The following is a 24,838-nucleotide window of genomic DNA, read 5'->3' as shown; positions in this document are numbered from 1 at the left end:
GGCGGTAGGCGATGGTGGAGTGGTGACTGAACGCGCGCGCATCGACTTTCCGTCCCGCATCGGCGTCTGGTGGGCCAGCGACAGCTGGGCCATGCCGGCCGCGCAAGCGGTGGCCCGCGACATCGAAGCCATGGGCTACGGCTCGCTGTTCCTGCCCGAGACCGTCGGCAAGGAGTGTCTCACCGAGTCGGCAGCATTCCTCGCGGCGACCGACCGGCTGGTGGTCGGCACGGGCATCGCCAACATCCACGTGCGCCTGCCGTCGGCCGCCGAGGCCGGTGCCCGCACGCTGACCGCGCTATACCCGGGCCGGTTCGTGCTTGGCCTCGGCGTCAGTCACGGGCCGCTGGTCGAGCGCGGGATGGGCGGCACCTACGAAAAGCCGCTCGCCACCATGCGCAGCTATCTGGAGCGCATGGCCGCCGTGCCGGACGCCATCGAACCCGGCGTGGGCCGACCCCCGCGACTGCTCGCGGCGTTGGGCCCCAAGATGATCGAGCTGTCGGGAAGCGGCGCCGACGGTGCGCATCCGTACCTGGTCCTGCCGTCCGCCACCGCGACGACCCGCGAAATCCTCGGGCCGGACAAGTGGATCGTCTCCGAGCAGGCAGTGGCGATCGGTGGCGATGACGCCGACCAGCTGCGCCGCGCCCACGATCACCTCAACGTCTACAGCGGCCTGCCCAACTACCGGAACTCGTGGCTGCGCCAGGGCTTCGACGACAGCGATCTGGTCCGCGGTGGATCCGAGCGACTGGCGCGCGCCCTGGTCGGCATGGGCAGCGTCGAAGACGCCGCGGCCAAGGTCAAGGCGCACCTCGATGCCGGTGCCGACCACGTCGTGGTGCAGGTGCTCGCGGAGCATCCGACCGCCGACCCGCGGCCGAGCCTTCGTGAACTGGCGGGTGCGCTGGGCCTGTAGGCCGGCCGGCAGCGCGGCGCGGCGAGGCGTCGTGGATGAACGGCGCCGTTGTGCGCCGGGTCAGCTTGTGGGACTGTCTGTTTCACCGTCGTCACTATCTCCGCTCTCGGCCGGGTAGCGGGTGGGGTGGTGATACTGATTCGTCCTAGGTTGGCCGACATCCAGTAGTGGTGGTGGGGTCCAGTGGGTTCTGCCGTCGGGGCCCATGGTGGTGTGCCAGCCGCCGGTGTCGGCCAGGCGGTTATCGCGGCCGCAGGCCAGGGTCATGGTGTCGATGTTGGTCAGGCCGTCATCGCGCCAGTTGGTGAGGTGATGGGCCTGCGAGCGCGAGGCGGGTGCGGTGCAGTTCGGGCGGGTGCACCCCAAATCCCGCCCGAACAGCGCGAGGCGCTGCGCGGTGCTGGCCGTTCTGGCCGCCCGACCCAGATACAAGGGTTGGCCGGTGTGCTCATCGAACACCGCGAGGTAGTTGTCCGACCCTTGGGCGGCCATCCGGATCAGGTCTTTGATAGGGAGTTTGGTCCCGGTGTGGGTGAGCGCCGTCCCGGCACGTTTTTCCAACTCGGCCACCGTGCAGGTGGCGACCACCGCGACGGGGAAGCCGTTGTGCACCCCGGAGGAGGAGGCCAGCATCATCCGGCCCACGAATTTGAAGGCGTCGTACTGGCGCTGCGCGAGGGTGCGGGTGTCGTTGTCGATCTGTTCCTGCGTCGGGATCCCGGCGTAGCAGGGGTGTGGGTCGGCGGGGTTGCACATGCCGGGGGCGGCGTATTTGTCGAACAACACTTGCCAGTAGGCCCGGCCTTCGGGGTCGAGTTGGGCGGTGACGTCGGTGCGGCCGTCGGGCCGCTGCTTGCCCATGGTGAAACTGCGTTTGGGGTCGGGTTCGTCGTCGTTGGGTTCGGGCCCGTCCTGATCCAGCCGATACAACAAATCCGCCGCGACCTTACGAAGGTCTTCGGGGGTCTTGACCCGCGCGTCGGCCACCAGATCCGTCTCGCACTGCGTCAACGTGATGGGGTCGGCCGCCCACAGCGGCAGCTTCTGGAAGAACCAGGTGATCACCGCGACGTGCTCACTATTGATCGCACCCTCGGCCAGCGCGGCGGCGACCAGTTCCCACACCGGGCCCAACGCCTCCCCGGTGATGGCCGAGCGCGGGCCCAGGTGGTCGCAGTCGCGCACCCGGCGACGGGCTTCTTCGCGGCTGATGCGGTGCCGCACATGCAGCACTTCGGGCCAGTCTTTTGCGCCGATGTCTTTGGCGGTGGCTTGGGTTTGGGCGGCGGCCAGGATCTGGTGATCGACCGCTTCGGCGGCGCATTTCAGGGTTTCGCGGCGCGACTGCAACGCCAACAACGCCCGCACATCCAGGCCGGTGTAGTCCAGGGACGCAACCTGGGCCGCCGCGGCTTCGTAGGCGGCGTACGCCGCCTCGACAGCGGCCGGATCGGTCAATCCCATACATCGAACACTAGTTCGAGCCACCGACAAGAAGCCGCGGGAAATGTGACGCTAGTTGCCCACTGTTACCAGCGCAAACAAAGTGACCAAAGTTTTTCGAACCCGTTTGCCGAGGCGGCTCAGCCTTGCGAGGCGGCGGCCTTGCGACGCTGGTACCAGTGCCAGATCATCGGCGTCACCGACGCGATGACGATGACGATGAAGATCGGCTCGATGAGCTTCTGGATGATGGCGAACTGGCCCAGCCAGTAGCCGAGCAGTGTCAGCCCGACGCCCCACACCACAGCACCGAGAACGGTGTAAATGGTGAACACGGCGAAGTTCATCTTTGCCGCTCCGGCCGTCAGCGGTGCCAGCGTGCGCACGATCGGCACGAACCGGGCGATGACGATCGCGAAGGGGCCGCGCCGCTCGAAGAAAGCGTGCGCCTCGTCGAGATACTTCTGCTTGAGGAACCGCGCATCCGGCTTGAACATCTCGACGCCGATGAACCGGCCGACGAAATAGCCGACGAGGCCACCGAGGACTGCCGCGATCGGGATGAACACGAGCAGCTGCCAGAGCTGGAAGTTGGCCTCCTGCATCTTGTCATCGGCGGTGCCGGCGGCCAGTTTGGCGGCGAACAGCCCGGCGACGAAGAGCAGTGAGTCGCCGGGCAGCACCGGGAACAGCACGCCGGACTCGATGAAGATGACCACCAGCAACCCGACCAGCGCCCATGTCCCGAAGTAGCCGATCAGCGTCATCGGGTCCAGGAAACCCGGCATGGCGGAGATGGTGGTCGTCATGGGGCCCAAAGATACCGGTGTCTGCAGGTGGTTCCGTCAACCGCACATCCCTCGTAGGGTCGGCGCATGGCCACTCACAGGGCAGTTCACGTTGCGCAGGCCGACGGTCCGCTCGCACTGACGGACGTCGACACCGTCTCGCCGCCGCGCGACCATGTCCGCATCGCGGTCGCCGCATGCGGGGTGTGTGGCACCGACCGCGAGTTCCACGCGGGCCACTTTCCTGGACTGTCATGGCCGATAACGCTCGGCCACGAGATCGCGGGCACCGTCGCCGAGCTGGGCGACGGCGTCGAGGACTTCGCCGTCGGTGATCGCGTCGCGGTGGGCTGGTTCGGCGGCAACTGCAACCGCTGCGTGCCGTGCCGCCAGGGCCATTTCATGCAGTGCGTCCGCATGGAGGTGCCGAGCTGGCACTATCCCGGCGGTTACGCCGAATCGGTCACGGCGCCCGCGACCGCACTGGCCCGAATCCCGGACGGATTCTCGTTCGCCGAGGCTGCCCCGATGGGCTGCGCGGGGGTGACGACGTTCAACGGGTTGCGCAAGACGCGCGCCAAGTCCGGTGATCTGGTTGCGGTGATCGGGATCGGTGGCCTCGGCCACCTCGGCGTGCAGTTCTCCCGGACCATGGGCTTCGAGACCGTGGCGATCGCCCGCGGGCCGGAGCGCGAGGCCGCCGCCAAGGAACTCGGCGCCCATCACTACATCGATTCGACAACCGCGGACGTCGCCGCCGAACTGCAGCGTCTCGGCGGGGCGGTTGTGGTGCTCGCGACTGCCGCGAGCGCGACGGCGATGGCCGCGACCGTCGCCGGGCTCGCACCCGAGGGGCAACTCGTGACGGTCGGCGTCACCCCCGAGCCACTGCCGATCAGTCCGCTCGATCTCATCAACGGCGGCTTCTCGGTCACCGGGCATCCGTCGGGCACCTCCCGTGATATCGAGGAGACCTTGCACTTCGCCGCGCTGACGGGCGTGCGGGCCGTCATCGAGGAACGACCGCTCGCGCAGGCCGCCGAGGCCTTCGAGCGGATGAACAGCGGCCAGGCCCGCTACCGGATGGTCTTGACCGTCTGACGGGTGTCCCCGGGTGCCGCACTTCAGCTTCACGTGGCTGACATACTGGCCCAGACTGCAGGTTCGCCGAGAGGAAAAACATGCCCATCGCCACGCCCGAGGTCTACGCGGAGATGCTGGCCCGCGCCAAGGAGCACTCGTTCGCGTTCCCGGCCATCAACTGCACGTCGTCGGAAACCGTCAACGCGGCGATCAAAGGTTTCGCCGACGCGGGTAGCGACGGCATCATCCAATTCTCCACCGGCGGCGCCGAATTCGCGTCAGGCCTCGGCATCAAGGACATGGTGACCGGCTCGGTCGCGCTGGCCGAGTTCGCCCACGTCGTCGCCGCCAAGTACGACATCACCGTCGCGCTGCACACCGACCACTGCCCCAAGGACAAGCTCGACGGCTTCGTCCGGCCGCTGCTGGCCATCTCGGCCGAGCGCGTCGCCCGCGGTGAGAACCCGCTGTTCCAGTCGCACATGTGGGACGGTTCCGCGGTGCCGATCGACGAGAACCTGGAGATCGCGCAGGAGCTGCTGAAGCTGACGTCGGCCGCGAACATCATCCTCGAGGTCGAGATCGGCGTCGTCGGCGGTGAAGAGGACGGCGTCGAGGCCGAGATCAACGAGAAGCTGTACACCAGCTCCGAAGACTTCGAGAAGACCATCGACGCGCTGGGCTCCGGCGAGAACGGCAAGTACCTGCTGGCCGCGACCTTCGGCAACGTGCACGGCGTCTACAAGCCGGGCAACGTCAAGCTCAAGCCCGAGGTGCTGGCCGAGGGCCAGAAGGTGGCCGCCGCCAAGCTCGGTCTGCCGGCGGGCGCCAAGCCGTTCGACTTCGTGTTCCACGGCGGTTCGGGCTCGCTGAAGTCGGAGATCGAGGACTCGCTGCGCTACGGCGTCGTGAAGATGAACGTCGACACCGACACCCAGTACGCGTTCACCCGTCCGGTGGCGGCGCACATGTTCACCAACTACGACGGTGTCCTGAAGATCGACGGCGAGGTCGGCAACAAGAAGGTCTACGACCCGCGCAGCTACCTGAAGAAGGCCGAGGCGTCCATGACGCAGCGAGTCATCGAAGCGTGCAACGACCTGCACAGCACGGGCCGCAGCGTCTCGGCGGGGCTGGGCAAGTAGCCAGCACCGCCCACTGGCCGGTCATGCCGCAGGATTCGCGAAATCCTGCGTCGTGACCGGCCATTCGGCGTTCATGGCCGAATGGCCGCGGGTGAGCAGCACCGTGCCCAGCACCGCGACGGCGGCGATGGCCGCGATCACCAGCACCAGTGCGATGACCCAGCCCCAGCTGCGCCGGTCCTTCTGCGTCTTGCCGGTGCCGGGGATCACCTGCGGCGCGGCCGGGGGCATCATCTCGGTTTCCGGGTCCGGCAGCGGGGCGATGATCTGCGTCTTGCCGTCGAAGCCCGACGGCGCGGTGAAGCGCCGCACCGGGATGGTCGGGTCGGTCGCCGGGTCCGCGGGCTCGAAGATCTCGGTTGCCGCCGCCGCATCGTCGCCTGTCGAGGCAGCGCGCTGATCGGCATCGCGACGGTCGTCCGGTCCCGTCGGGTTCGACATGGCGGCTGGGTTCGACATGGGGGTGACTGTCCTCCCGAGATCAGATCGCGCACTTGGGCCTACGCGTCCTGGAGCAGGCCGCGACGTCCTACCAGGAGCTTAATCTCCCGCCTGCGGGATCTGAGCGAGCGGCCGCACGGCACAATGGCGGCCATGACGCGAATGGGTGATCTGCTGGGTCCGGATCCGGTGTTGCTGCCTGCCAACTTCGAGGCCGAGGACGCTCTCGCCGCCGGTAAATCTGCGACCGACGTTGCTGCGGCGCACCCGACGGCCTCTGTCGCGTGGGCCGCCCTGGCCGAGGCCGCGCTGGCCGACGGTCAGACGATCACCGCCTACGCCTACGCCCGGACCGGTTACCACCGCGGGCTGGATCAGTTGCGCCGCAACGGCTGGAAGGGCTTCGGCCCGGTGCCGTTCGCACACGAACCGAACCAGGGCTTCCTGCGGTGCGTGGCGGTGCTGGCGAAGGCGGCGGAATCGATCGGCGAGCAGGACGAGTACCTGCGCTGCCTGGACCTGCTGGACGACTGCGATCCGGCGGCCCGTGGCGAGCTGGGTCTCTAACTAGTCCGCTTCGCAGTGGCAGCCGTCGGCCTCCGGCGGCTCCACCTGGACGGTGGCGTGGTCGAGTCCGCGAGCGGACAGCACGGCGCGCGCCGATTCCAGCACGCGGGCGGAGTCCGCGCTGGACGTCAGATGCGCGGTGGCCATGTCCTTTCCGGGCACCAGGGTCCACACGTGCAGGTCGTGCACATCGGTGACGCCGTCGACGGCGGCCAGCGCTTCGCGCAGCTCGTCGACGTCGATGTGGCTGGGGGAGGACTCGGACAGGATGCGCAGCGCGGCGCGGGCCAGCGCGATGGCGCGCGGCAGCACCCACAGCGCGACCAGGACGGCGACGACGACGTCGGCGTACGGCCAGCCGGTCGTGACGTTCACGATGCCCGCGATCAGGACGCCGATGCTGCCGACGGTGTCGGCGACGACCTCCATGTAGGCGCCCTTGACGGCGAGGCTGCTGTCGGCGTCGGAGCGCAGTAGCAGGACCACGACGAGGTTCGCGAGCAGTCCCGCGAGGGCGACGACGATCATCGGCACACCGGGAATCTCCGGCGCGTTGCCGATGCGCTCGACGGCCTCGTAGAGGATGAACGCCGCGACGCCCATCAGTAGGACGGCATTGGCGACCGCGGTGAAGACCTCGGCGCGGTGCCAGCCGTAGGTGCGGGCGGCGGACGTCGACCCGCGGCGGGCCAGCAGGACGGCGCCGAGGCCCATGAACATCGCGACCAGGTCGGTCAGCATGTGGCCGGCGTCGGCCAACAGCGCGATCGAGTTGATCAACAGCGCCGTGGTCAGCTCGATGACGAAAAAGACGCTGAGCACGGCCGCGGCGATGATCATGCGGCTGGCGCGCGCGTTCGGGCCATGGCTGTGATCGTGTCCGGCACCCATGCCAGCAATATATGCAGAACTACGCATATGTCGCAAGGCGCCCTGGGATTTGTGCACGATCATCCGCGGTGAGCGCGGAAAATCGTGCACAAATCCCTACCAGGCGGACCAGAAGCGGGTCAGGGCGCTGCCGATCATCGCCAGCCGTGGCGGCACGCCGGTCAGGCTGACGGCGGAGTAGACGACGTTGAAGAACATCCGGTTCAGTTCGGGGACGATCAGCAGCAGCATCAGGATCAGGAAGCCCCACTGCCGGGCGGGCAGCAGTGCGCGCTGGGTGTCGGCGCTCAGGTGCGGTTCCAGTGCGCCGTAGCCGTCCAGCCCCGGAATGGGCAGCAAGTTCAGGAACAGCGCCGTCACCTGCAGGAACCCCAGAAACGCCAGCCCCGCCCAGAACACCGGATGGTCGTTGTCGAACAGCACCGCGGTCGCGACCAGCAGGATGACGGCAAGTACCAGGTTGGCGAACGGTCCGGCCAGGCTGACCAGGGTGCGTTGCCGCGGCGTCATGTATTCGGTGCGCACGTACACCGCGCCGCCGGGCAGGCCGATGCCGCCGAGGGCGATGAACAGCGCCGGCAAGCCCAGTGACAGCAGTGGGCTGGCGTACTTCGCGGGGTTCAGCGTCAGATAGCCGCGCAGCTCGACGTCGCGGTCACCGAACTTCCAGGCGGTGTAGGCGTGGCCGAATTCGTGCAGGCACAGCGAGACCGTCCAGCCCGCGATGACGAACACGAAGACGCCGGCGTAGGCCAGCGGCCGGACCTCGGCGCCGCAGAACCAGGCCACGGCGCCACCGGCGACGGTCAGGGCCACGATCGCCCAGAAGACAGGGCTGGGACGGACAGCGCGCCGCACAGGCATGGTCATGACTGCAAACTAGCCGACCCGCAGCCAACCCTGGATATGGCGGTAGAACGCCGACCGGCGCGCCGGACGGGCGGCCGCCACGCCGTCGCGCTCAACCAAAACTCCGGTGCTGCCGAGCTGCGCCGCGCGGCCGGCGACCCAGCCCCGCCCCGGCCCCGAACGTCCGCGCCCGAGGGCCCGGGCGCGCAGCCCCGGCATGCCGGGCAGCGGTTCGATCACGACGCCCGTCGACTCGCCGTCGAACAGCACCGTGTCGTCGACGACGGCCTCGCCGGTGATGGCGTCGCCGCCCGTCGGCAGCCAGCGCGCGGACCGGACGATCACCGCGCCGGTCTCGTCGCGGATCAGTGGAACACGTTGGGCGACACCGTCTCTGGCGCGCCGCGCGGCACCGAACCCGCCGCGGGTCAGGGGTGGGACGAAGCCGACCTCGACGTCGAGCCGGTCGTCGCGGAGCAGCCGCGCCAGGGTGGCTGACAGGTCGGCGTGACCGCCCACGACGATCACCCGCACCGTGCCGTCGGGGATCGTCGGAGCGCCGGTTGGCGGCACCTGGAGGGCGGTCAGATCCGCCAGCGCGCGGGGTGTCCGGCGGTCGCCGAAGACCAGCGCCACGACCCGGTCGGAAACCTCGCCGGAGACCTCTCTGGCGGTCAAGGCCTCTCCTCTCGTCCTGCTGGGATAAGGTTGCTCACCGGCTGCCACTGTATTCAGGCAGGTAATGCGGGAGGCAAAACGATGCCGGCAATCGTGCTCATCGGGGCCCAATGGGGTGACGAGGGCAAAGGTAAGGCCACCGATCTACTCGGTGGACGTGTGCAATGGGTGGTTCGCTACCAGGGCGGCAACAACGCCGGGCACACGGTGGTACTGCCCACGGGGGAGAACTTCGCTCTCCACCTCATCCCGTCGGGCATCCTGACACCCGGGGTCACCAACGTCATCGGCAACGGTGTCGTGGTCGACCCGGGCGTGCTGCTCAGTGAGCTCTCGGGGCTCGAGGACCGCGGTGTGGACACCTCGAAGCTCATGATCTCGGCTGACGCGCACCTGCTCATGCCGTACCACGTGGCCATCGACAAGGTCACCGAGCGGTACGCGGGCAGCAAGAAGATCGGCACCACCGGTCGCGGCATCGGTCCGTGCTACCAGGACAAGATCGCGCGCATCGGTATCCGGGTCGCCGACGTCCTCGACGAGGAGCAGCTGGCCGCCAAGGTCGAGGCCGCGCTGGAGTTCAAGAACCAGGTGCTGGTCAAGATCTACAACCGCAAGGCACTCGACCCGGCCGAGGTCGTCGAGAGCCTGCTGCAGCAGGCCGAGGGCTTCAAGCACCGCATCGCCGACGCCCGGCTGCTGCTGAACCAGGCCCTGGAGCGCGGCGAGACGGTCCTGCTGGAGGGCTCGCAGGGCACCCTGCTCGACGTCGACCACGGCACCTACCCGTTCGTGACGTCGTCCAACCCGACGGCGGGCGGCGCGGCCGTCGGCTCGGGCATCGGCCCCACCCGCATCTCCACGGTGCTGGGCATCCTCAAGGCCTACACGACCCGCGTGGGCTCGGGCCCGTTCCCGACCGAGCTGTTCGACGAGTACGGCGCGTACCTGTCCAAGACGGGCGGTGAGGTCGGCGTGACCACGGGACGCGCCCGGCGCTGCGGCTGGTTCGACGCCGTCATCGCCCGGTACGCGACCCGCGTCAACGGCATCACCGACTACTTCCTGACCAAGCTCGACGTGCTGTCGAGCCTCGAGACGGTGCCGATCTGCGTCGGCTACACCGTCGACGGCAAGCGCACCGACGAGATGCCGATGACGCAGGCCGACATCGCCCGCGCCGAGCCGATCTACGAAGAGCTGCCGGGCTGGTGGGAGGACATCTCCGGGGCCCGCGAGTTCTCCGATCTGCCGGCCAAGGCGCAGGACTACGTGCTGCGCCTCGAGGAACTGTCCGGAGCGCACGTGTCGTGCATCGGCGTCGGCCCCGGCCGGGACCAGACGATCGTGCGCCGGGACATCCTCGGGTGACCCACGGGGCGAGCGAAGCGACGGGGAAACCCGAAGGTTTCATCGATCAGCACGGCGGGTTCCCTCGATTCGAGGTTGCCGACCCCGGCCCGGGGTTCGGCCGCTTCCTCGAGGGCATGAGGCGGCTGCAGGATCTGGCGGTCTCGGCCAACCCGGACAGCGACACCTGGGATGACGCTGCCGACCGCGTCGAAGAGCTGGTGAAGCTGCTGGGGCCGTTCCAGGCCGCCGAGGGCGTCGGCCCGGCCATCCGGGTGCCGTCGTTGCCGGGTGCCGGCAGCCTGCTGATGCCGCCGTGGACCGTCACGAAGTTCTCGCCCGAGGGTGTCGAGATGGAGGTCGAGTTCAGCCGGTACCACGTGGGCGGCAACTACGCCGTGCACGGCGGGGTGCTGCCGCTGCTGTTCGACCAGGCCTTCGGGATGCTGATCCACGCCGTCAACCGGCCCATGAGCCGCACCGCGTATCTGCACGTCGACTACCGCAAGGTCACCCCCATCGACACGGTGCTGACCGCCAAGGCGCATGTCACCGAGGTCGACGGCCGTAAGACGTTCGTCGCCGCCGAGCTGTTCGACCCCGAGGGCAACCTGCTGGCCGAGGCCAACGGCCTGATGGTGAGCCTGCTGCCCGGCCAGCCCTAAGGCTCGGCGCGCAGCGCGGGCCACCAGATGCGGGGCCCGATCAACGTGAACAGTGCCGGGATGATCACGGTGCGCACCACGAAGGTGTCCAGCAGGATGCCGAGGCCGACGATGATGCCCAGCTGCGTCAGCACGATCAGCGGCAGCACGCCGAGCACGCAGAACACCGCGGCCAGCACGATGCCGGCGCTGGTGATCACCGCCCCAGTCGCCGAGACCGCGCGCACGATGCCCTCGCGGTTGCCGAATTCCGGTGTCTCTTCCCGCGCCCTGGTCACGAGGAAGATCGTGTAGTCGACGCCGAGCGCGACGAGGAACAGGAACGCGAACAGTGGAGTTCCGTTGTCCAGCGCGGGAAAACCGAACAGGTGCACACTGGCCCAGCCGCCGACCCCGAGCGCCGCCAGCGCGCTCAGCACCGTCACCGCCACCAGCAGCAGCGGTGCCAGCGCCGAGCGCAGCAGGACGTAGAGGACGGCCAGGACGACCAGCAGGATCGCCGGGATGACGATCTTCCGGTCGTGCTGAGCCGCCGTTGCGGCGTCGCGGGCCTGCGCGTCTGGGCCGCCGACGACTGCTTGCGCATCGATCTGGCGCACCGAATCACGGAGGGTGTCAATGGTTTTGAACGCTTCCGCGGAGGCCGGTGCAGCGGCCAGAACCACCGACCACTGCGTCAGGCCCGACGCCGAGTGCCCGGCCGGCATCGCCGACACCACGCCGGGGGTACGGGTGATGGCATCGCCCACCGCGGGGGCGGCCGCGATGACGGTGGTCGGATTGGTCAGGCCGCTGGGGAAGTGCGCGGCCAGGGTGTCATAGCCGGCGACAGACTCGGCCTGCACGCGGAACTGCTGGGTCTGGGACAGCCCGATGGGCAGATTCACCAGACCGACGCACAGCGCGGCCAAGCCGGCCAATGCCACCGTGGCGACGCGGCCCGGCCTGCGGGACACGCCCGCCGCGATGCGGTGCCAGAGGCCGCTGTCGGTGAGTGGGGCGGCGTGCGACCCGGTTTCGGGGATGAAGGGCCAGAACAGCCGGCGGCCGAACAGCCCGAGCAGCGGCGGCAGCACCAGCAGGACGAACACCGCCGCGACCACCAGGCCCGACGCCGCCTGCACCCCGAGGCTGCGGTTGCTCGGCGCCGAGGCCAGCAGCAGTGTCAGCAGCGCCAGGACCACGGTGGCGTTGCTGGCGATGATCGCCGGGGCCGCCGCGCGCCACGCTGCTCGCAGGGCGTCGCGATGGTCGCTGCGCCGGGACAGTTCCTCCCGGTAGCGCGAAATGAGCAGCAGCGCATAGTTGGTGCCCGCGCCGAACACCAGCACGCTGGTGATGCCCGCCGTCGAACCGTCCGGGTTCAGGCCCGTCGCCGCGGCCACCGCGGTGCCGACGACCGCGCCCACCTGGTCGGCGAAGCCGATCACCAACAGGGGGATCAGCCAGAGGATGGGGGAGCGGTACGTCACGATGAGCAGTAGTGCCACGACGGTTGCGGTCACCGCGAGCAGCGTGAAGTTTGCGCCGGCAAAGGAATTCGCGATATCGGCGCCGAATGCGGGCCCGCCCGTGACCTGAGCGCGTAGGCCGTCGGGCAGCGAAGCCGACACCTGCGACCGCAGCTCCTGCACCTTGTCGCGGAGTGCGAAGCCGGACAGGTCGCCCGCCAGCGGCGCCACCCGCACCGCGGCCTTGCCGTCCTCGGATACCCGCGCGTCCGCCCCGGCCGCGGCGATATCGGCCGGCGTCAGGGGCGCGTCGTCGCTGCGGGTGACGACGATGATCGCCGGCGCGGTATCGCCGCCCGGGAACTGCGCGCGCAGGGCGTCGGCGCGGGCGGACTCGGCACCGGCGGGCACCGCCACCGGCGATTGCGACGACGAATCCCCGGCGCCGAGCAATGCCATGGCAACGCCGGAGAGCAACAGGACGATCAGGGCCGACGCCCATGCGATTCGGGTGGACACCCCCAAAATATTTCAAATACTTAACTATTAATCAAATGAAATTCGCCGGGCGCTATGCTCTCCGCGTGCCGAAGCCGTCCGACCGCGCCGACCTGGAGGCGCAGATCGCCGCCGACGTGCGGGCGTTGACGGCTGAATCCGACCAGATCGGCCGGGCTTTCGCGGTGCAGAACGAACTGGGCGCCAACGACTTCCGGGCGCTGCTGCACATCATGGTCGCCGAATCCGCGGGGACACCGCTGACTGCCGGTGAGCTGCGCAAGCTGATGGGCACGTCGGGTGCGGCCATCACCTACCTGGTGGAGCGGATGATCGCTTCCGGGCATCTGCGCCGCGAAGCCGATCCGGCCGACCGGCGCAAGGTCATCCTCCGGAACGACGACAAGGGACTCGCCACCGGCCGGGAGTTCTTCAGCCCGCTGGCGCACCTCAACACGCAGGCCCTGGCGGACCTGCCCGATGCGGACCTCGAGGCGGCGCACCGGGTTTTCGTGGCGCTCACCGGTGCGATGCGAGCGTTCCGGGCCGAGCCCGGACCGGAAGCGCCGTGATCACACGGCAGACGAGGCCTTGAGGGCGTCGACGTCTGCCCGGAGCGCGGCCAGCGCGTCCACCACTGTCAGGTTCTTGCCGGCGGCGTTGTGGCCGAGCTGCGGCCAGCCGTTGAGGTTCGGGCCGCGGAGCTGGGTTTGAATGTCCTGCACGATGGCCAGGATTTGGTTGAGAGCCGCGGTGGTGGGGTCGGGTTGAGTCACGGTGCCTCCCTGCAGCAGTGAGATGAGTTGATCGAGCGTGCCCTGGAATGCGTTGCAGTCCACCGAGAGATTCCCGATCAGCGCGGCATCGGTGAATTGCAGGATCTGCGGCGTGGCTCCGCCGTAGGGGAACCAGTAACGCTGATTGTCATTGCCGGGATAGAGATTTGACGCGTAGCCGGTGCCGTTGACGTAGTTCGATGCGATGAGGCCGGGTACCTGAGAGATGTCGGGCGAGCCGATCTGTTGCCAGTACCAGTGCGGGATGTACGACAGTGAGATCGTCACGCCGACGGCGTTGAAGGCATTGACCACGGCCCAGAAGTTGTGGATGTCACCGGAATTCGCCTCGAAGTCCAGCATCGCGTATTTGCCACCGTTGTTGCTGAGCCACGTTTGCGCCTGCGCCGCCGGGCTGTTGGTGGTGACGTAGTGATAGCCGATGTGGGGAAAGTGGTTGTTGCGGCACCACTGTGCGATCACCGGCCAGTACGGATCCCGGTAATAGCTGCCCTCGGACACCTTCTGCTCGATCCAAGAAAAACCCTGTCCGGGCAGCTGGGAGACGAAGGTGATGGCGTCGGCGGCCGAACGGAAGTTGTTGTTCGACGTGTCGGGGCCGTACAGGGTCACAGCAGCACCGTCTCCGGATTCACCGGCGTCCAACTGGTGGTGCTCGCCAAAGCCTTTGTATCGGCGGTGGATCCGTCGCTGAGTTGCACCGTCCACTGCAACCGGCCGTCGCTGTCATGCGTCGCCGTGGCGACGGCGCCCGCCTGCTCGCACATCTCGCCGAGGGCTTCGGGTTTGCCCGCCGCGTTCATAGCGAATCCTCGCCTTCTACCGTAGAGGTCTTGTCCCGCTTAGAATCTCGTTTCGGCGGGGCCACTTTCCACGATAGCGCGATCTCCGCGGCTGGGTCGGTCAGGCGTTCTCCAGTTCGGCGATGACGATCTTCTTCTGTCGCATCATCGTCTGGATCTGTTCGGGCCGGCCGAGCAGCTGGTCCATCTTGGCCGGGATGATCTGCCAGCTGATCCCGAATCGATCCTTGCACCAACCGCATTGCTCGGATTCGGGGACATGCGAGAGCTTGGACCAGTAGTGGTCGATCTCGTCCTGGTCTGCGCATTCGACGACGAACGAGATCGATTCGTTGAAGGTGAACAGCGGCCCACCGTCGAGGCAGACGAAATCGACACCGTTCAAACTGAATCGGCCGTTGAGCACCTTGCCCGACATGCCCTTGAAATGTTCGTCAAGTGCTTCGTCCGGGTACTCCTCCACCGAGATGACGTGGGAATTCGGAAACACCTCGACGTAATAGTTCATGGCCTCGCGGGCCTGGTCGTTGAACCAGAGGCACGGCTGGATGGCGGTCGGCATGTCGTTCTCCTTGTCTGTCAGTCGTTTTCGGTGGATCAGGCGGCCAGCAGCGCGTCGATCTGACCCAGGGCGCCGGTCATGCCCTCGACCATGCCCATCGCGGTCACCTTCTCGAGTTGTTCGAGGTCGGTGAACCGGGTGACGATCGTCATCCGGGTACCGGTGTCGGTCGCGTCGAACGACACCTCCAGACGCATGGTGGGCATCTCGGGGTCGGGCTCGCCGTCGGGCTGCGAGAAGCCGTCTTCGATGAGCAGTCGCGATGGTGCGTCAACTTCGAGCGTCGTCCACCAGCCCGGCGCCTTCTCACCCTCGGGGCCCGTCATGTGGTAGCGCGACTGCCCGCTCGGGGTGAGCTCATGCCGGGTGAAGGTGGCCGGCCAGGTCGGCGGACCCCACCAGCGCTCCAACTGGCGTGGGTCTTCCCATACCTGCCAGACGCGCGCTGGCGGCGCGGTGAACTCGGCCACGAAGGTCATGGTGAGGGCTTGCGGGTCGGCGGCGCTGCTGATCACCGTCATCGGTGGTCCTTAAGTTCGTAGTTGCAGTTACTTCGTATTGCTGAGCGTTACGTTGGGCTGTGACCCGGGTGGGTCGGGTATGGCTGCCATGGTGGTGCCGGCCCTGGTGGTGCGGCTTGAAAGGACTGGCCGCCCGGCCTGCCTGGACTTCCTCGGGCCGCTGATTGAGATCTGCGATGTGATCGCTTGTTTAAGGAAATGCCGGCGAGGTCGTCCTTGGGGATTCTGTTGGCAGACAAGCGAAAAGAGGTCCGGTGACCGAAAAGCAAATGTGGGCTGGGATCGACGTCGGCAAAGAACATCACTGGGTGTGCGTCGTGGACAGCAACGGCAACATGGTGTTCTCGCGCAAGGTGGTCAACGACGAGCGCACGATCGGCGACCTGGTCGCCGAAATCGACACGCTTGCCGGTGAGGTGTCCTGGACAGTGGACTTGAGCAACGTGTACGCCGCCCTGGTGCTCACGGTGCTGGCCGATGCAGGCAAGACGGTGCGATACCTTGCGGGCCGGCAGGTGTGGCAAGCATCGGCCACCTACCGCGGTGGTGAGTCCAAGACCGATGCCAAAGACGCCCGGGTGATTGCCGATCAATCCCGGATGCGCGGTGCGGACCTGCCGGTCCTGCGTCCCGGCGATGACCTGATCACCGAACTGCGCATGCTCACCGCCCACCGCGCCGATCTGGTGGCCGACCGCACCCGCACCATCAACCGCCTGCGCCAACAACTGCTGGCCGTATGCCCGGCACTCGAACGCGTCGCCGAACTGACCCAAGACCGGGGTTGGGCGGTACTGCTGGCGCACTACCAGCGGCCGAAAGCGATTCGCCGAACCGGTGTTTCGCGGCTGACCAAGGTGCTGGCGGCGGCCGGGGTGCGCAACGCCGCCACGATCGCGGCTGCCGCGGTAACTGCTGCCAAGGCCCAGACCGTCCGCCTGCCAGGTGAGGATGTGGGTGCCGGATTGGTCGCCGAGTTGGCCCAGGGGGTGATGAACCTCGATGAGCGCATCAAACACACCGACGCGGACATCGAGGAACGATTTCGCCGCCATCCGCTCGCTGAGGTGATCACCAGCCTGCCCGGCATGGGCTTTCGGCTCGGCGCCGAATTCCTTGCCGTGGTCGGCGATCCCGCATTGCTGGAATCGCCTGACCAACTCGCTGCCTGGGCCGGATTGGCGCCGGTATCCAAAGATTCCGGAAAACGCACCGGCCGGCTGCACACGCCCAAGCGCTACAGCCGACGGCTGCGCCGGGTGATGTACATGTCCGCGCTGACCGCGATCCGCTGCGATCCCACGTCGAAGGCGTACTACCAGCGCAAACGAGACCAAGGCAAACGCGCCATCCCTGCCACCATCTGCCTGGCCCGCCGACGCGTCAACGTCCTCTACGCCCTCATCCGTGACAACCGGACCTGGCACCCCGACACGCCCCAAATCGCCACGGCGGCGGCTTGACACGGTCATTGAGAGTCCTTTCGGTTGGGTGGTGTTGTGCGGCTTGATGTTTGGTGGGGCGGATAGCCGTCTTCGGCGAGGATCGCCTCGATGCTCGCGGCGCGGTCGTGCCAGAGCGCCGCGTACCGCTCCAGGAGCACGCCCGCGCGGTGCAGGGTTTCGGGCACCGCACGCACGAGTTGTTCCCGGCCGCGGCGCTCTTTATGCACCAGCGCGGCTCCGGCCAGTACCGCGACGTGCTTCTGCACCGCGGCGAAACTCATGTCGTAGCCACGCGTGAGCGCGCTCACCGACTGGTCGCTGCGCATCGTGCGGGCAACGATGTCGCGGCGCGTGGCGTCCGCCAATGCGTGGAAGATCCGGTCGATCTCCGCATCGGTGAATGCTTCGCGAAAAGTATCTACAACCATTTGGTTGTAGATTAGGCCGGCGTCGTGGCGGCGTCAAGGGCGGGTTGCGTCGAAGTGCACGGTGGCCCGTTGACCCTGTATCCAGGGCGTATTTGTGCGAGTAGGCGTCGCCGTGTGTACAGGCCCAACTTGAATCTCGGCGCGGGAGCCGAGCCCTACTCGCGGTTGAGCGCCGCCTCTTCCAGATCCAGCCCGTGCAGCACCGAGCGCAGCACCTCGTCGTCGATGTTTCCGGCGTCGCGTTCGGCGATGTATGTCTCGCGCTCGGCCGCCAGCATCTCCAGCCGCAGCCGCCGCATGGCCGACGCCGGGCTTTCGCCGATGTCGTCGTCACTGCGCCCGAGTCGTTCCCACACCGCGTTGCGGCGCCGGTCGTTCCAGCTCTGCAATACCTCGCCGACGTGCTGTTGGGCGCTGGAATCGCTGCTGCGAGCCAGCAATTCGTCGAGCCGGTCGGCCGCCGCCTGCGCCGCGCGACTCGAGGCCGCGGCCTGCTCCAGGGCATCCTGATGGGCCTCGGCCTCGCTGCGCACGTCGAGCGTGCGGATCAGCCACGGCAACGTCAGGCCGTGCAGCAGCAGCGTGCCGATCACCACGACGAACGTCAGGAACACCAGTTGCGGCCGCCCCGGGAACGGGTCCCCGCTCAGTGTCACGAGAGGCACACCGAACGCCGCGGCCAGTGACACGACACCGCGCATGCCTGCCCACGCCACGATGAAGACCTGCGACGGGGTCGGGGCGGGTTCTCGGTCCCGGACCCCGCGGAACAGCATCCGTGGCGTGTAGGCCATGACGTACACCCAGACGATGCGGACGGCGATCACCGTCGCCAGCACCGCGGCCGACGCCACGGCGAGGGTGACGGCGCGGATGCCGGTCAGCTCGTCGATGACGGTCGGCAGCTGCAGTCCGATCATCAGGAACGCGAGGGATTCCAGCACCAGCTGGATCGACTTCCACACCGCGTCGTCCTGCAGGCGGGTGGCGTACGACGCCCGCGTCGCGCGCTGTCCGAGCAGCAGCGCGGCGACCACCACCGCGATCACGCCGGAGCCGTGCGCTTCTTCGGCCAGCCAGTAGACGAAATACGGTGCGACGAGCCCGATGGCGCTCTCCACCAGCGGGTCGTCCAGCCAGGTCCGGATGAATTCGATGAGCCACCCGATCAGCCCGCCGATCACGACACCGCCCAGCGCGGCGAGCGCGAACGTGCCCAGCGCGCCCTGCCAGGTCGCTGCCGCGCCGACGGCGGCGGCCAGCGCGACCTTGTACGCGGTCAGCGCCGTGGCGTCGTTGAGCAGGCTCTCGCCGCCGAGCAGCGTCATGATCTGGCGGGGCAGTCCGAGGCGCCGGCCGATGGCCGCGGCCGAGACCGCGTCGGGCGGCGCGACGATGGCGCCCAGCGTGAGCGCCGCGGCGACCGTCAGCTCCGGGACGGTGTGAAACGCGACGAACCCCACGACCAGGGTGGTGGCCAGTGGCAGCCCGACCGCGAGCAGCCCGATGGGACGCACGTTCTTGCGCAGGGCCAGGTAGCTGCTCTCCAGCCCGGCCGACCACAGCAGTGGCGGCAGCACGACGAACATCACCAACTGCGGCTGCATCTCGATGGCCGGCACGCCGGGGATCAGCCCGACGGCCAGTCCGGCGACGACGAGTCCCAGTGGCGCGGAGACGTCGTAACGGCGGGCCAGCGCGGCCAACAACACCGAGGCCACCAGCACTGCCAGCAGTGGGGCACCCATGTCCTCAAACCTCCTCGGTCAGCCGGGCCCTATCCTTGTTCAACATGCTGGGGAAATGGATGCAGTCACGGGCAACGCGTCCGCGTGAAGAAAATTCCCCGACTACCTGCACGCACCTCGCCGACGCCGTCGGCCAAGCAGAACCGGAGCCGCAGACGCCCGGCCGCTGTGGTGACTGTGCGGCACTTGGGGAGGATACGTGGGCGCACCTTCGGATGTGTCTGACCTGCGGACAGGTCAGCTGTTGTGATTCCAGTCCGCACCAACACGCCAACGAGCACTACCGTCGCACGGGCCACCCCGTGATGCGCTCGGTCGAGCCGGGGGAGAGCTGGCGCTGGTGCTACGTCGACATCAGGTTGGGTTGACGGGAGATTGGCCGGCGGGGCGAGCGGAGCGACGGGGGAGGTTGGTGACTTGGTAGACCGGACAACGGTTCTGGTGCTCGGTGCCGGTGAGCTGAGCAGTGAACTGGTGCTGTCGTTCCAGCGGCTGGGGACGCGGGCGACCGCGGTGCCCGCGCCGACCGGAGCGGCGGCGTTGCGGACCCTGATCGACCGGCACACCCCACAGGTGGTGGTCGTGCAGTCCCCGGCGGCGGATCTCGGCGCCGACGTCGTGCAGGCGCTGGCCGGGCTCGAGGAAGTCGCGGTGTTCCCGACGCCGGGTGCCTTGCGGCTCGCGTCCGACCGCGAGGCGTTGCGCACCCTGGCGGCCAACGAGCTGGGGCTGCCGACGGCGCCGTTCTGGTTCGCCGGATCGGTCGACGAACTCACCGCGGTGGCCGAGCACGCCGGGCTGCCGCTCACCATCACGCCGGTGACGCATGCCGCGAACGAGGGCGCGGGGCGTTCGGTGCTGTCGCGTCTCGAGGACGTCGACGTGGCGTGGCACCGTGCGGTGGCCGCGGGCGGCGAGCGCGTGATGGCCGAGACGGCCGTCGACGTGACGGCGGAGTTCACCATGCTGACGGTGCGGACCCAGGGTCAGGCGGGTCCGGTGGTGCAGTTCTGTGAGCCGATCGGTCACCGCCACGAGACGGGCGGTCCGCTGGAGTTGTGGCAGCCGCAGCTGTTGTCGGAGCCGGCGCTGGACGCGGCGCGCTCGATCGCCGCCCGGATCGCGGGCAAGCTGGGCGGCACGGGGCTGTTCACGGTGGACCTGCTGCTCGGTGCCGACCCGGAGTCCGGGGCCGAGGAGGTCTATTTCGCGACGGTCCATCCGATGCTGACGGGCGCGGGCTTCGTCACGACGCGTTCGCAGCGGCTGTCGCAGTTCGACCTGCACGCGCGGGCGATCCTCGGACTGCCCGTCGACACCATCATGATCTCGCCGGCCGCCGGTGAGGTGAGCCGCCCGTCGGCCGACAGGGCCGCGCTCGTGCGCGCACTGCCGGATGCGCTGGCCATCGCCGAGAGCGACGTGCGGCTCTCCGGTGAGGTGTGCGTGGCATTGGCGACGGCGCCGGACGTCGTGCGGGCGCGCGACCGCGCGCATCAGGTGGCCGCTGTGCTCAACCACTCGGCGATCAACCAGACGGGGACGTGACCATGACCGAATCGGAATCGCACCCGCGGCAGACGCTGGGCCCGTTCCTGGCCGCGCTGGCGCTGATTGTGGTCCTCGTGGTCATAATCGCCGTCCTGAACGCGATCGGGGTGTTCGGCCGGAACGATCCGACGCCGGAGCAGCTGGTGCGCACCGCGGTCGTCGGCCAGAACGACGGGCTGCAGCGCAAGGACTACGCGCGCTTCCAGACGTACACCTGCAAGGCCCAGGCCGGTACCGAGGCGGATTTGCTTGCCAAGCAAGAGGATTCGGCCGCCAAGAACGGGCAGCGCTACGTCGACGAGGTGCGCGACATCAAGTTCGACGGCCAGAAGGCCACCGCCGTGCTGATGTATCACTTCGACAAGACGCCGGACCAGAAGCCCACGGCGCCGGTGGTGCTGGTGAACGAGGACGGCGCGTGGAAGGTGTGCTCGCCGGTCCCGAGCTAGTTTGTGACAGACTCGCATCCGTGAGCTACGCGGGAGATATCACGCCGCAGCAGGCCTGGGAACTGCTGAGCGAGAACCCCGAGGCGGTGCTTGTCGACTGCCGGACCGACGCCGAATGGCGCTGGGTGGGCGTGCCCGACATCTCCAGCCTCGGACGTGACGTTGTGTACATCGAGTGGGTGTCGAATGACGGCAAACGCAACACGGGTTTCGTCGACGACCTGCTGGCCGCGGGTGTGACGCCCGGCGAGCGGCCGGTGGTGTTCCTCTGTCGCTCGGGTAACCGTTCGATCGGTGCCGCCGAGGCGGCGACGGCGGCGGGCATCGGCCCGTCGTACAACGTGCTCGACGGTTTCGAGGGTCACCTGGACGAGCAGGGGCATCGCGGTGGCAGCGGCTGGCGCGCCATCGGACTGCCGTGGGTGCAGTCGTGAGGGGCCTGAAGGCCGACGGCGTCCCCTCGGTCCGGGTCCCGGCGCCGCTGCCCGACGGCGTGAGCCAGGCGACCATCGGCGTGCGCGGCGGCCTGCTGCGGTCCGAGTTCGAGGAGACCGCCGAGGCGATGTTCCTGACCTCGGGGTACGTCTACGAGTCGGCGGCTGCCGCGGAGCAGGCGTTCACCGGTGAGATCGACCGTTACGTGTACTCGCGCTACGGCAACCCGACCATCCAGATGTTCGAGGAACGGCTGCGGCTCATCGAAGGGGCACCGGCCGCTTTCGCGACGGCAACCGGCATGGCGGCGGTGTTCACCGCGCTGGGCGCGCTGCTCGCCGCCGGCGACCGGTTGGTCGCGGCGCGCAGCCTGTTCGGGTCCTGCTTCGTGGTGTGCAACGAGATTCTCCCGCGCTGGGGCGTCGAGACCGTCTTCGTCGACGGCGACGACCTGTCGCAGTGGGAGGAGGCACTGTCGGTGCCGACCACCGCGGTGTTCTTCGAGACGCCGTCCAACCCGATGCAGTCGCTGGTCGACATCGCCGCGGTTTCGGAGCTGGCGCACGCCGCCGGCGCAAAAGTGGTGCTGGACAACGTCTTCGCGACGCCCCTGCTGCAGCAGGGGATGGAACTGGGCGCCGATGTCGTCGTGTACTCGGGTACCAAGCACATCGACGGCCAGGGCCGGGTGCTCGGTGGTGCGATCCTCGGCGACAAGGAGTACATCTCCGGGCCGGTGCAGCAGCTGATGCGGCACACGGGCCCGGCGATCAGCGCGTTCAATGCCTGGACGATGCTGAAAGGCCTTGAGACGCTGGCCATTCGGGTCGACTACTCGAACCGGTCCGCGCAGCGGGTGGCCGAGTTCCTGGAAGGTGTGCGCGGCGTGAACTGGGTGAAATACCCGTTCCTGCAGTCACATCCGCAGCATGACCTGGCCAAGCGGCAGATGCGCGGCGGCGGCACCGTCGTCACCTTCGAGCTCGACGGCGGCAAGGACCGGGCGTTCGAGGTGCTCGACAAGCTGCAGGTCATCGACATCTCCAACAACCTCGGCGATTCCAAGACGCTGATCACCCACCCGGCCACCACCACGCACCGCGCGATGGGGCCGGAGGGCCGGGCCGCGATCGGGCTGGGCGACGGCGTGGTGCGGATTTCCGTCGGCCTCGAGGGCACCGAGGATCTGATCGCCGACCTGGACCAGGCGCTGAGCTAGGAGCGTGGGTCAGTAACACGCCGGGCGGGGTGTTGGTGCGAGCTGCCGGTATACGGGATCCTTAGGTGTGCGTGATGATCTCGGTGATGGCGGGTTGTTCGAGGTAGACCCCGGGCAGCGGGTGGATTCACATTCTGTGGCGCCGAAGGCGCCGGTGGACAAGACGTTTCGCCCGTTCGCGCCGGAGCAGGGCCTGTTGTTGCCGCCGTCGCTCGATGACTGGCTGCCCGCTGAGCATCTGGCCCGGTTCATCGCCGAGTTGGTCGATGAGCATCTGGACTTGTCCCGGATCCATGCCGCCTATACCGAGGTCCGGGGTGGGCCACCGTACGATCCGCGGCTGCTGGTGCGGATTCTGCTGTACGGGTACACGACCGGGGTGCGTTCCTCGCGCAAGCTGGAAGCCGCCTGTGTTGACGTGGTCGCGTTTCGGTGGCTGGCCTCTGGTAGCGCCCCCGATTACCGGGCGATCGCCCGGTTCCGTAAACGCCACCTGTCCGCCCTGGGACATGTGTTCGTGCAGGCGTTGGCGTTGTGTCAGGCCGCGGGCATGGTGTCCCTGGGCCGGGTCGCCCTTGATGGCACGAAGGTGCGGGCCAACGCCTCCAAACGCAAAGCGATGAGTTATGCCCGGATGACCGAGAAAGAGAAAGTCCTGGCCGCCGAGGTGTCAGCGCTGCTATTGGAAGCTGAACGGATCGACAAGGCCGAAGACCAGCAGTTCGGTAAGGACCGCCGTGGTGATGAGCTCCCGGCCGAGTTGGCCCGCCGCGAGACCCGGCTGGTGAAGATTCGCCAGGCCAAAGCCGCCCTGGAGCACGAAGCCGCCGAGGCGGCCCGCGCCGACGCTGAACGCAAAGCCCGTGAACGCGACGATGATGACGACACCACCACCAGTGCGGGAGCGGCCGCCGCCGCAGCAGCCACACCGAAACCCAAGGCGCAGCGCAACTTCACCGATCCGGATTCCAAGATCATGCTCACCGCCGATGGGGCGTTTCACCAGTGCTACAACGCCGCGGCTGTGGTCGATGCCGATCATCAGGTGATCGTGGCCACCGCAGTGGGCACCAACGCCGCCGATGTGGGCACCCTGTTGCCGATGACCCGGCAAGCGGCGGCCAACACCGGCCGGGTTCCCGCCCAGGTGCTCGCTGATGCCGGCTACAGCAGCGCCGCCAACTGTGAGGCCGCCGCCGCATACACCGCTACGTATGGGACCGAGTTCTTCATTGCCCCCGGCCGCCGGCGCCGTGATGACCCGGCCCCGGTGGCCCCACGCGGACGCATCCCGGCCGATGCCACCACCAAGCAACGGATGGCCCGCAAGCTCACCACCAAACGTGGCCAGCAGGTTTATGCCCGCCGTAAAGCCATCGTGGAACCGGTGTTCGGTCAGATGTCGACGCTGCAGAACGCCAAACATCTTCTGCTGCGCGGCCTTGAGCAGGCCCGCGGCGAATGGCTATTGCTCGCGGCGTGCCACAACATACGAAAACTGCACGGCCACATCGGACTTACCGGCCTCTCGGCCCTACCCGCCTATTGAGGCCCCGTCGGCAGGGCACCGGGCGCACTGGGCGCTCACCACACGCGATCGCGCATCGAACGTGCAACCAGATCACCTCAGAGCCACGGACTGCGATCTGTACGCACCTTCGACGACCTCACCCCACCAACGGCTTACCGACCCAAGCTCCTAGGGGGCTGGAGCATGTCCAAGCAGACAGCGGCCAAGAAGGCCCGTCGCAAGAAGCGGCAGACCACCCGCAACGCCAACTGGCTGCCCGACGAGGTGCATGCCGAAGTCGAGGCCGTCGGGCGGATCGCGGGCGAAATCCTGCCGCGCGGTTGGGTATTCGATTCGGACTACTCCAACGACGAGTACCTCATCTGGTACTATCCGCCGTCGGGCTTCGAAAGCACCGAGGACGATCCGCGTGAGTTGGTGACGCGGATCTGGGTCTCCGATCCGGACCAGCCGCAGCTCATCCTCGTCGGTACCGAAGAGGACGGCGAGATCTACAGCTTCACGGTCGAGCAGTTGATGGCGAACCTGGATGTCATCGAGGCCTACCGCGTCGGGGAGCCGTTTCCGCAGTTCTGATT

Annotated in this window: 28 protein-coding genes; 15 read left to right on the top strand and 13 right to left on the bottom strand. The window is 67.9% G+C overall.

Translation table 11 applies throughout. From position 1 onward, the window contains the following. Positions 1–22 precede the first annotated feature (22 nt). The gene (locus ACJEIK_RS24970) at positions 23–922 is read left to right on the top strand and encodes an LLM class F420-dependent oxidoreductase (protein ID WP_061010318.1); all 900 of its coding nucleotides are present in this window, start codon (positions 23–25) and stop codon (positions 920–922) included. A 60-nt stretch (positions 923–982) separates the two neighbouring features. Here ACJEIK_RS24970 and ACJEIK_RS24965 read toward each other — a convergent pair whose 3' ends face one another. Both ACJEIK_RS24965 and ACJEIK_RS24960 read right to left on the bottom strand, forming a co-directional pair. After that, positions 983–2,386 (bottom strand): HNH endonuclease signature motif containing protein, encoded by a 1,404-nt coding sequence (locus ACJEIK_RS24965; protein ID WP_064857290.1) that lies wholly within the window; start codon positions 2,384–2,386, stop codon positions 983–985. Positions 2,387–2,505: 119 nt separating this feature from the next. Next, complete coding sequence (locus tag ACJEIK_RS24960) at positions 2,506–3,174, bottom strand: DedA family protein (protein WP_135356037.1); 669 nt, start codon at positions 3,172–3,174, stop codon at positions 2,506–2,508. Positions 3,175–3,240: 66 nt separating this feature from the next. Between ACJEIK_RS24960 and ACJEIK_RS24955 the strand changes: the two genes are divergently transcribed. Both ACJEIK_RS24955 and fbaA read left to right on the top strand, forming a co-directional pair. Next, positions 3,241–4,254 (top strand): alcohol dehydrogenase catalytic domain-containing protein, encoded by a 1,014-nt coding sequence (locus ACJEIK_RS24955; protein ID WP_135356038.1) that lies wholly within the window; start codon positions 3,241–3,243, stop codon positions 4,252–4,254. 80 nt (positions 4,255–4,334) lie between these two features. Continuing rightward, positions 4,335–5,381, top strand: coding sequence for a class II fructose-bisphosphate aldolase (gene fbaA / locus ACJEIK_RS24950; RefSeq protein ID WP_061003947.1), 1,047 nt, complete (start codon positions 4,335–4,337; stop codon positions 5,379–5,381). Positions 5,382–5,402: 21 nt separating this feature from the next. Here the strand turns inward: fbaA and ACJEIK_RS24945 are convergent, their stop codons facing one another. Continuing rightward, a complete protein-coding gene (locus tag ACJEIK_RS24945) occupies positions 5,403–5,840 on the bottom strand; it encodes a hypothetical protein (protein ID WP_061003950.1) in 438 nt (145 codons plus the stop codon). Between the two features lie 135 nt (positions 5,841–5,975). On the opposite strand from ACJEIK_RS24945, the gene ACJEIK_RS24940 reads away from it, so the two are divergent. After that, entirely contained in the window at positions 5,976–6,389 is a 414-nt protein-coding gene (locus ACJEIK_RS24940; protein WP_064857299.1) for a DUF3151 domain-containing protein, read from the top strand. Here the strand turns inward: ACJEIK_RS24940 and ACJEIK_RS24935 are convergent, their stop codons facing one another. The 3 genes from ACJEIK_RS24935 to ACJEIK_RS24925 all read right to left on the bottom strand — a co-directional run bounded on the left by ACJEIK_RS24935 (position 6,390) and on the right by ACJEIK_RS24925 (position 8,807). Then, positions 6,390–7,280, bottom strand: a complete 891-nt coding sequence (locus tag ACJEIK_RS24935) for a cation diffusion facilitator family transporter (protein WP_064857288.1) — start codon at positions 7,278–7,280, stop codon at positions 6,390–6,392. A 96-nt stretch (positions 7,281–7,376) separates the two neighbouring features. Continuing rightward, positions 7,377–8,150 (bottom strand): site-2 protease family protein, encoded by a 774-nt coding sequence (locus ACJEIK_RS24930; protein ID WP_406775261.1) that lies wholly within the window; start codon positions 8,148–8,150, stop codon positions 7,377–7,379. A 9-nt stretch (positions 8,151–8,159) separates the two neighbouring features. Next, a complete protein-coding gene (locus ACJEIK_RS24925; RefSeq protein WP_406775262.1) occupies positions 8,160–8,807 on the bottom strand; it encodes a peptidase M50 in 648 nt (215 codons plus the stop codon). 81 nt (positions 8,808–8,888) lie between these two features. Between ACJEIK_RS24925 and ACJEIK_RS24920 the strand changes: the two genes are divergently transcribed. Next, positions 8,889–10,178, top strand: a complete 1,290-nt coding sequence (locus ACJEIK_RS24920; protein WP_064858703.1) for an adenylosuccinate synthase — start codon at positions 8,889–8,891, stop codon at positions 10,176–10,178. Next, the gene (locus ACJEIK_RS24915; RefSeq protein WP_406775263.1) at positions 10,175–10,822 is read left to right on the top strand and encodes a PaaI family thioesterase; all 648 of its coding nucleotides are present in this window, start codon (positions 10,175–10,177) and stop codon (positions 10,820–10,822) included. The genes ACJEIK_RS24920 and ACJEIK_RS24915 overlap by 4 nt, the downstream gene beginning before the upstream one ends. Here the strand turns inward: ACJEIK_RS24915 and ACJEIK_RS24910 are convergent. After that, entirely contained in the window at positions 10,819–12,792 is a 1,974-nt protein-coding gene (locus ACJEIK_RS24910; RefSeq protein ID WP_064858705.1) for an efflux RND transporter permease subunit, read from the bottom strand. The genes ACJEIK_RS24915 and ACJEIK_RS24910 overlap by 4 nt on opposite strands. A 65-nt stretch (positions 12,793–12,857) precedes the next feature. Between ACJEIK_RS24910 and ACJEIK_RS24905 the strand changes: the two genes are divergently transcribed. Further along, the gene (locus tag ACJEIK_RS24905) at positions 12,858–13,343 is read left to right on the top strand and encodes a MarR family winged helix-turn-helix transcriptional regulator (RefSeq protein ID WP_267324096.1); all 486 of its coding nucleotides are present in this window, start codon (positions 12,858–12,860) and stop codon (positions 13,341–13,343) included. Here ACJEIK_RS24905 and ACJEIK_RS24900 read toward each other — a convergent pair whose 3' ends face one another. The 4 genes from ACJEIK_RS24900 to ACJEIK_RS24885 form a co-directional block, all read right to left on the bottom strand. Continuing rightward, positions 13,344–14,180: a GH25 family lysozyme gene (locus ACJEIK_RS24900; protein WP_167837943.1), complete on the bottom strand. Its 837-nt coding sequence runs from the start codon at positions 14,178–14,180 to the stop codon at positions 13,344–13,346. Next, entirely contained in the window at positions 14,177–14,371 is a 195-nt protein-coding gene (locus tag ACJEIK_RS24895; protein WP_061003966.1) for a hypothetical protein, read from the bottom strand. Before ACJEIK_RS24895 ends, ACJEIK_RS24900 begins: the two co-directional genes overlap by 4 nt. 100 nt (positions 14,372–14,471) lie before the next feature. Further along, positions 14,472–14,933 (bottom strand): VOC family protein, encoded by a 462-nt coding sequence (locus ACJEIK_RS24890; RefSeq protein WP_133427876.1) that lies wholly within the window; start codon positions 14,931–14,933, stop codon positions 14,472–14,474. 35 nt (positions 14,934–14,968) lie between these two features. Then, complete coding sequence (locus ACJEIK_RS24885; RefSeq protein WP_061003970.1) at positions 14,969–15,454, bottom strand: SRPBCC family protein; 486 nt, start codon at positions 15,452–15,454, stop codon at positions 14,969–14,971. 269 nt (positions 15,455–15,723) lie between these two features. On the opposite strand from ACJEIK_RS24885, the gene ACJEIK_RS24880 reads away from it, so the two are divergent. Further along, a complete protein-coding gene (locus tag ACJEIK_RS24880; protein ID WP_409431682.1) occupies positions 15,724–16,917 on the top strand; it encodes an IS110 family transposase in 1,194 nt (397 codons plus the stop codon). Positions 16,918–16,922: 5 nt separating this feature from the next. On the opposite strand, the gene ACJEIK_RS24875 is transcribed toward ACJEIK_RS24880, so the two are convergent. Continuing rightward, positions 16,923–17,327: an ArsR/SmtB family transcription factor gene (locus ACJEIK_RS24875; RefSeq protein ID WP_409430442.1), complete on the bottom strand. Its 405-nt coding sequence runs from the start codon at positions 17,325–17,327 to the stop codon at positions 16,923–16,925. A gap of 155 nt (positions 17,328–17,482) precedes the next feature. Continuing rightward, on the bottom strand, positions 17,483–19,075 hold the full coding sequence (locus ACJEIK_RS24870) for a Na+/H+ antiporter (protein WP_409430441.1): 1,593 nt from the start codon (positions 19,073–19,075) through the stop codon (positions 17,483–17,485). Between the two features lie 59 nt (positions 19,076–19,134). Between ACJEIK_RS24870 and ACJEIK_RS24865 the strand changes: the two genes are divergently transcribed. From ACJEIK_RS24865 to ACJEIK_RS24835, 7 genes are all read left to right on the top strand, one after another. Then, positions 19,135–19,443, top strand: coding sequence for a UBP-type zinc finger domain-containing protein (locus tag ACJEIK_RS24865; RefSeq protein ID WP_082762320.1), 309 nt, complete (start codon positions 19,135–19,137; stop codon positions 19,441–19,443). Between the two features lie 49 nt (positions 19,444–19,492). Further along, positions 19,493–20,623, top strand: coding sequence for an ATP-grasp domain-containing protein (locus ACJEIK_RS24860; RefSeq protein WP_061004550.1), 1,131 nt, complete (start codon positions 19,493–19,495; stop codon positions 20,621–20,623). Positions 20,624–20,625: 2 nt separating this feature from the next. Next, entirely contained in the window at positions 20,626–21,075 is a 450-nt protein-coding gene (locus tag ACJEIK_RS24855) for a hypothetical protein (protein ID WP_061004548.1), read from the top strand. Between the two features lie 20 nt (positions 21,076–21,095). Next, a complete protein-coding gene (locus ACJEIK_RS24850) occupies positions 21,096–21,509 on the top strand; it encodes a rhodanese-like domain-containing protein (RefSeq protein ID WP_061004545.1) in 414 nt (137 codons plus the stop codon). Positions 21,510–21,514: 5 nt separating this feature from the next. Beyond that, a complete protein-coding gene (locus tag ACJEIK_RS24845) occupies positions 21,515–22,729 on the top strand; it encodes an O-succinylhomoserine sulfhydrylase (RefSeq protein ID WP_409431757.1) in 1,215 nt (404 codons plus the stop codon). Between the two features lie 121 nt (positions 22,730–22,850). After that, positions 22,851–24,278: an IS1182 family transposase gene (locus ACJEIK_RS24840; protein ID WP_083612599.1), complete on the top strand. Its 1,428-nt coding sequence runs from the start codon at positions 22,851–22,853 to the stop codon at positions 24,276–24,278. Positions 24,279–24,443: 165 nt separating this feature from the next. Next, positions 24,444–24,836, top strand: a complete 393-nt coding sequence (locus ACJEIK_RS24835; RefSeq protein ID WP_064857500.1) for a hypothetical protein — start codon at positions 24,444–24,446, stop codon at positions 24,834–24,836. The last annotated feature ends 2 nt before the right edge of the window (positions 24,837–24,838 follow it).

The organism is Mycobacterium sp. SMC-16 (assembly GCF_046250085.1).
Lineage (GTDB): Bacteria > Actinomycetota > Actinomycetes > Mycobacteriales > Mycobacteriaceae > Mycobacterium > Mycobacterium phocaicum.
The sequence above is the reverse complement of the archived record's forward strand: the minus strand, read 5'-3'. Positions and strand labels throughout refer to the sequence as shown.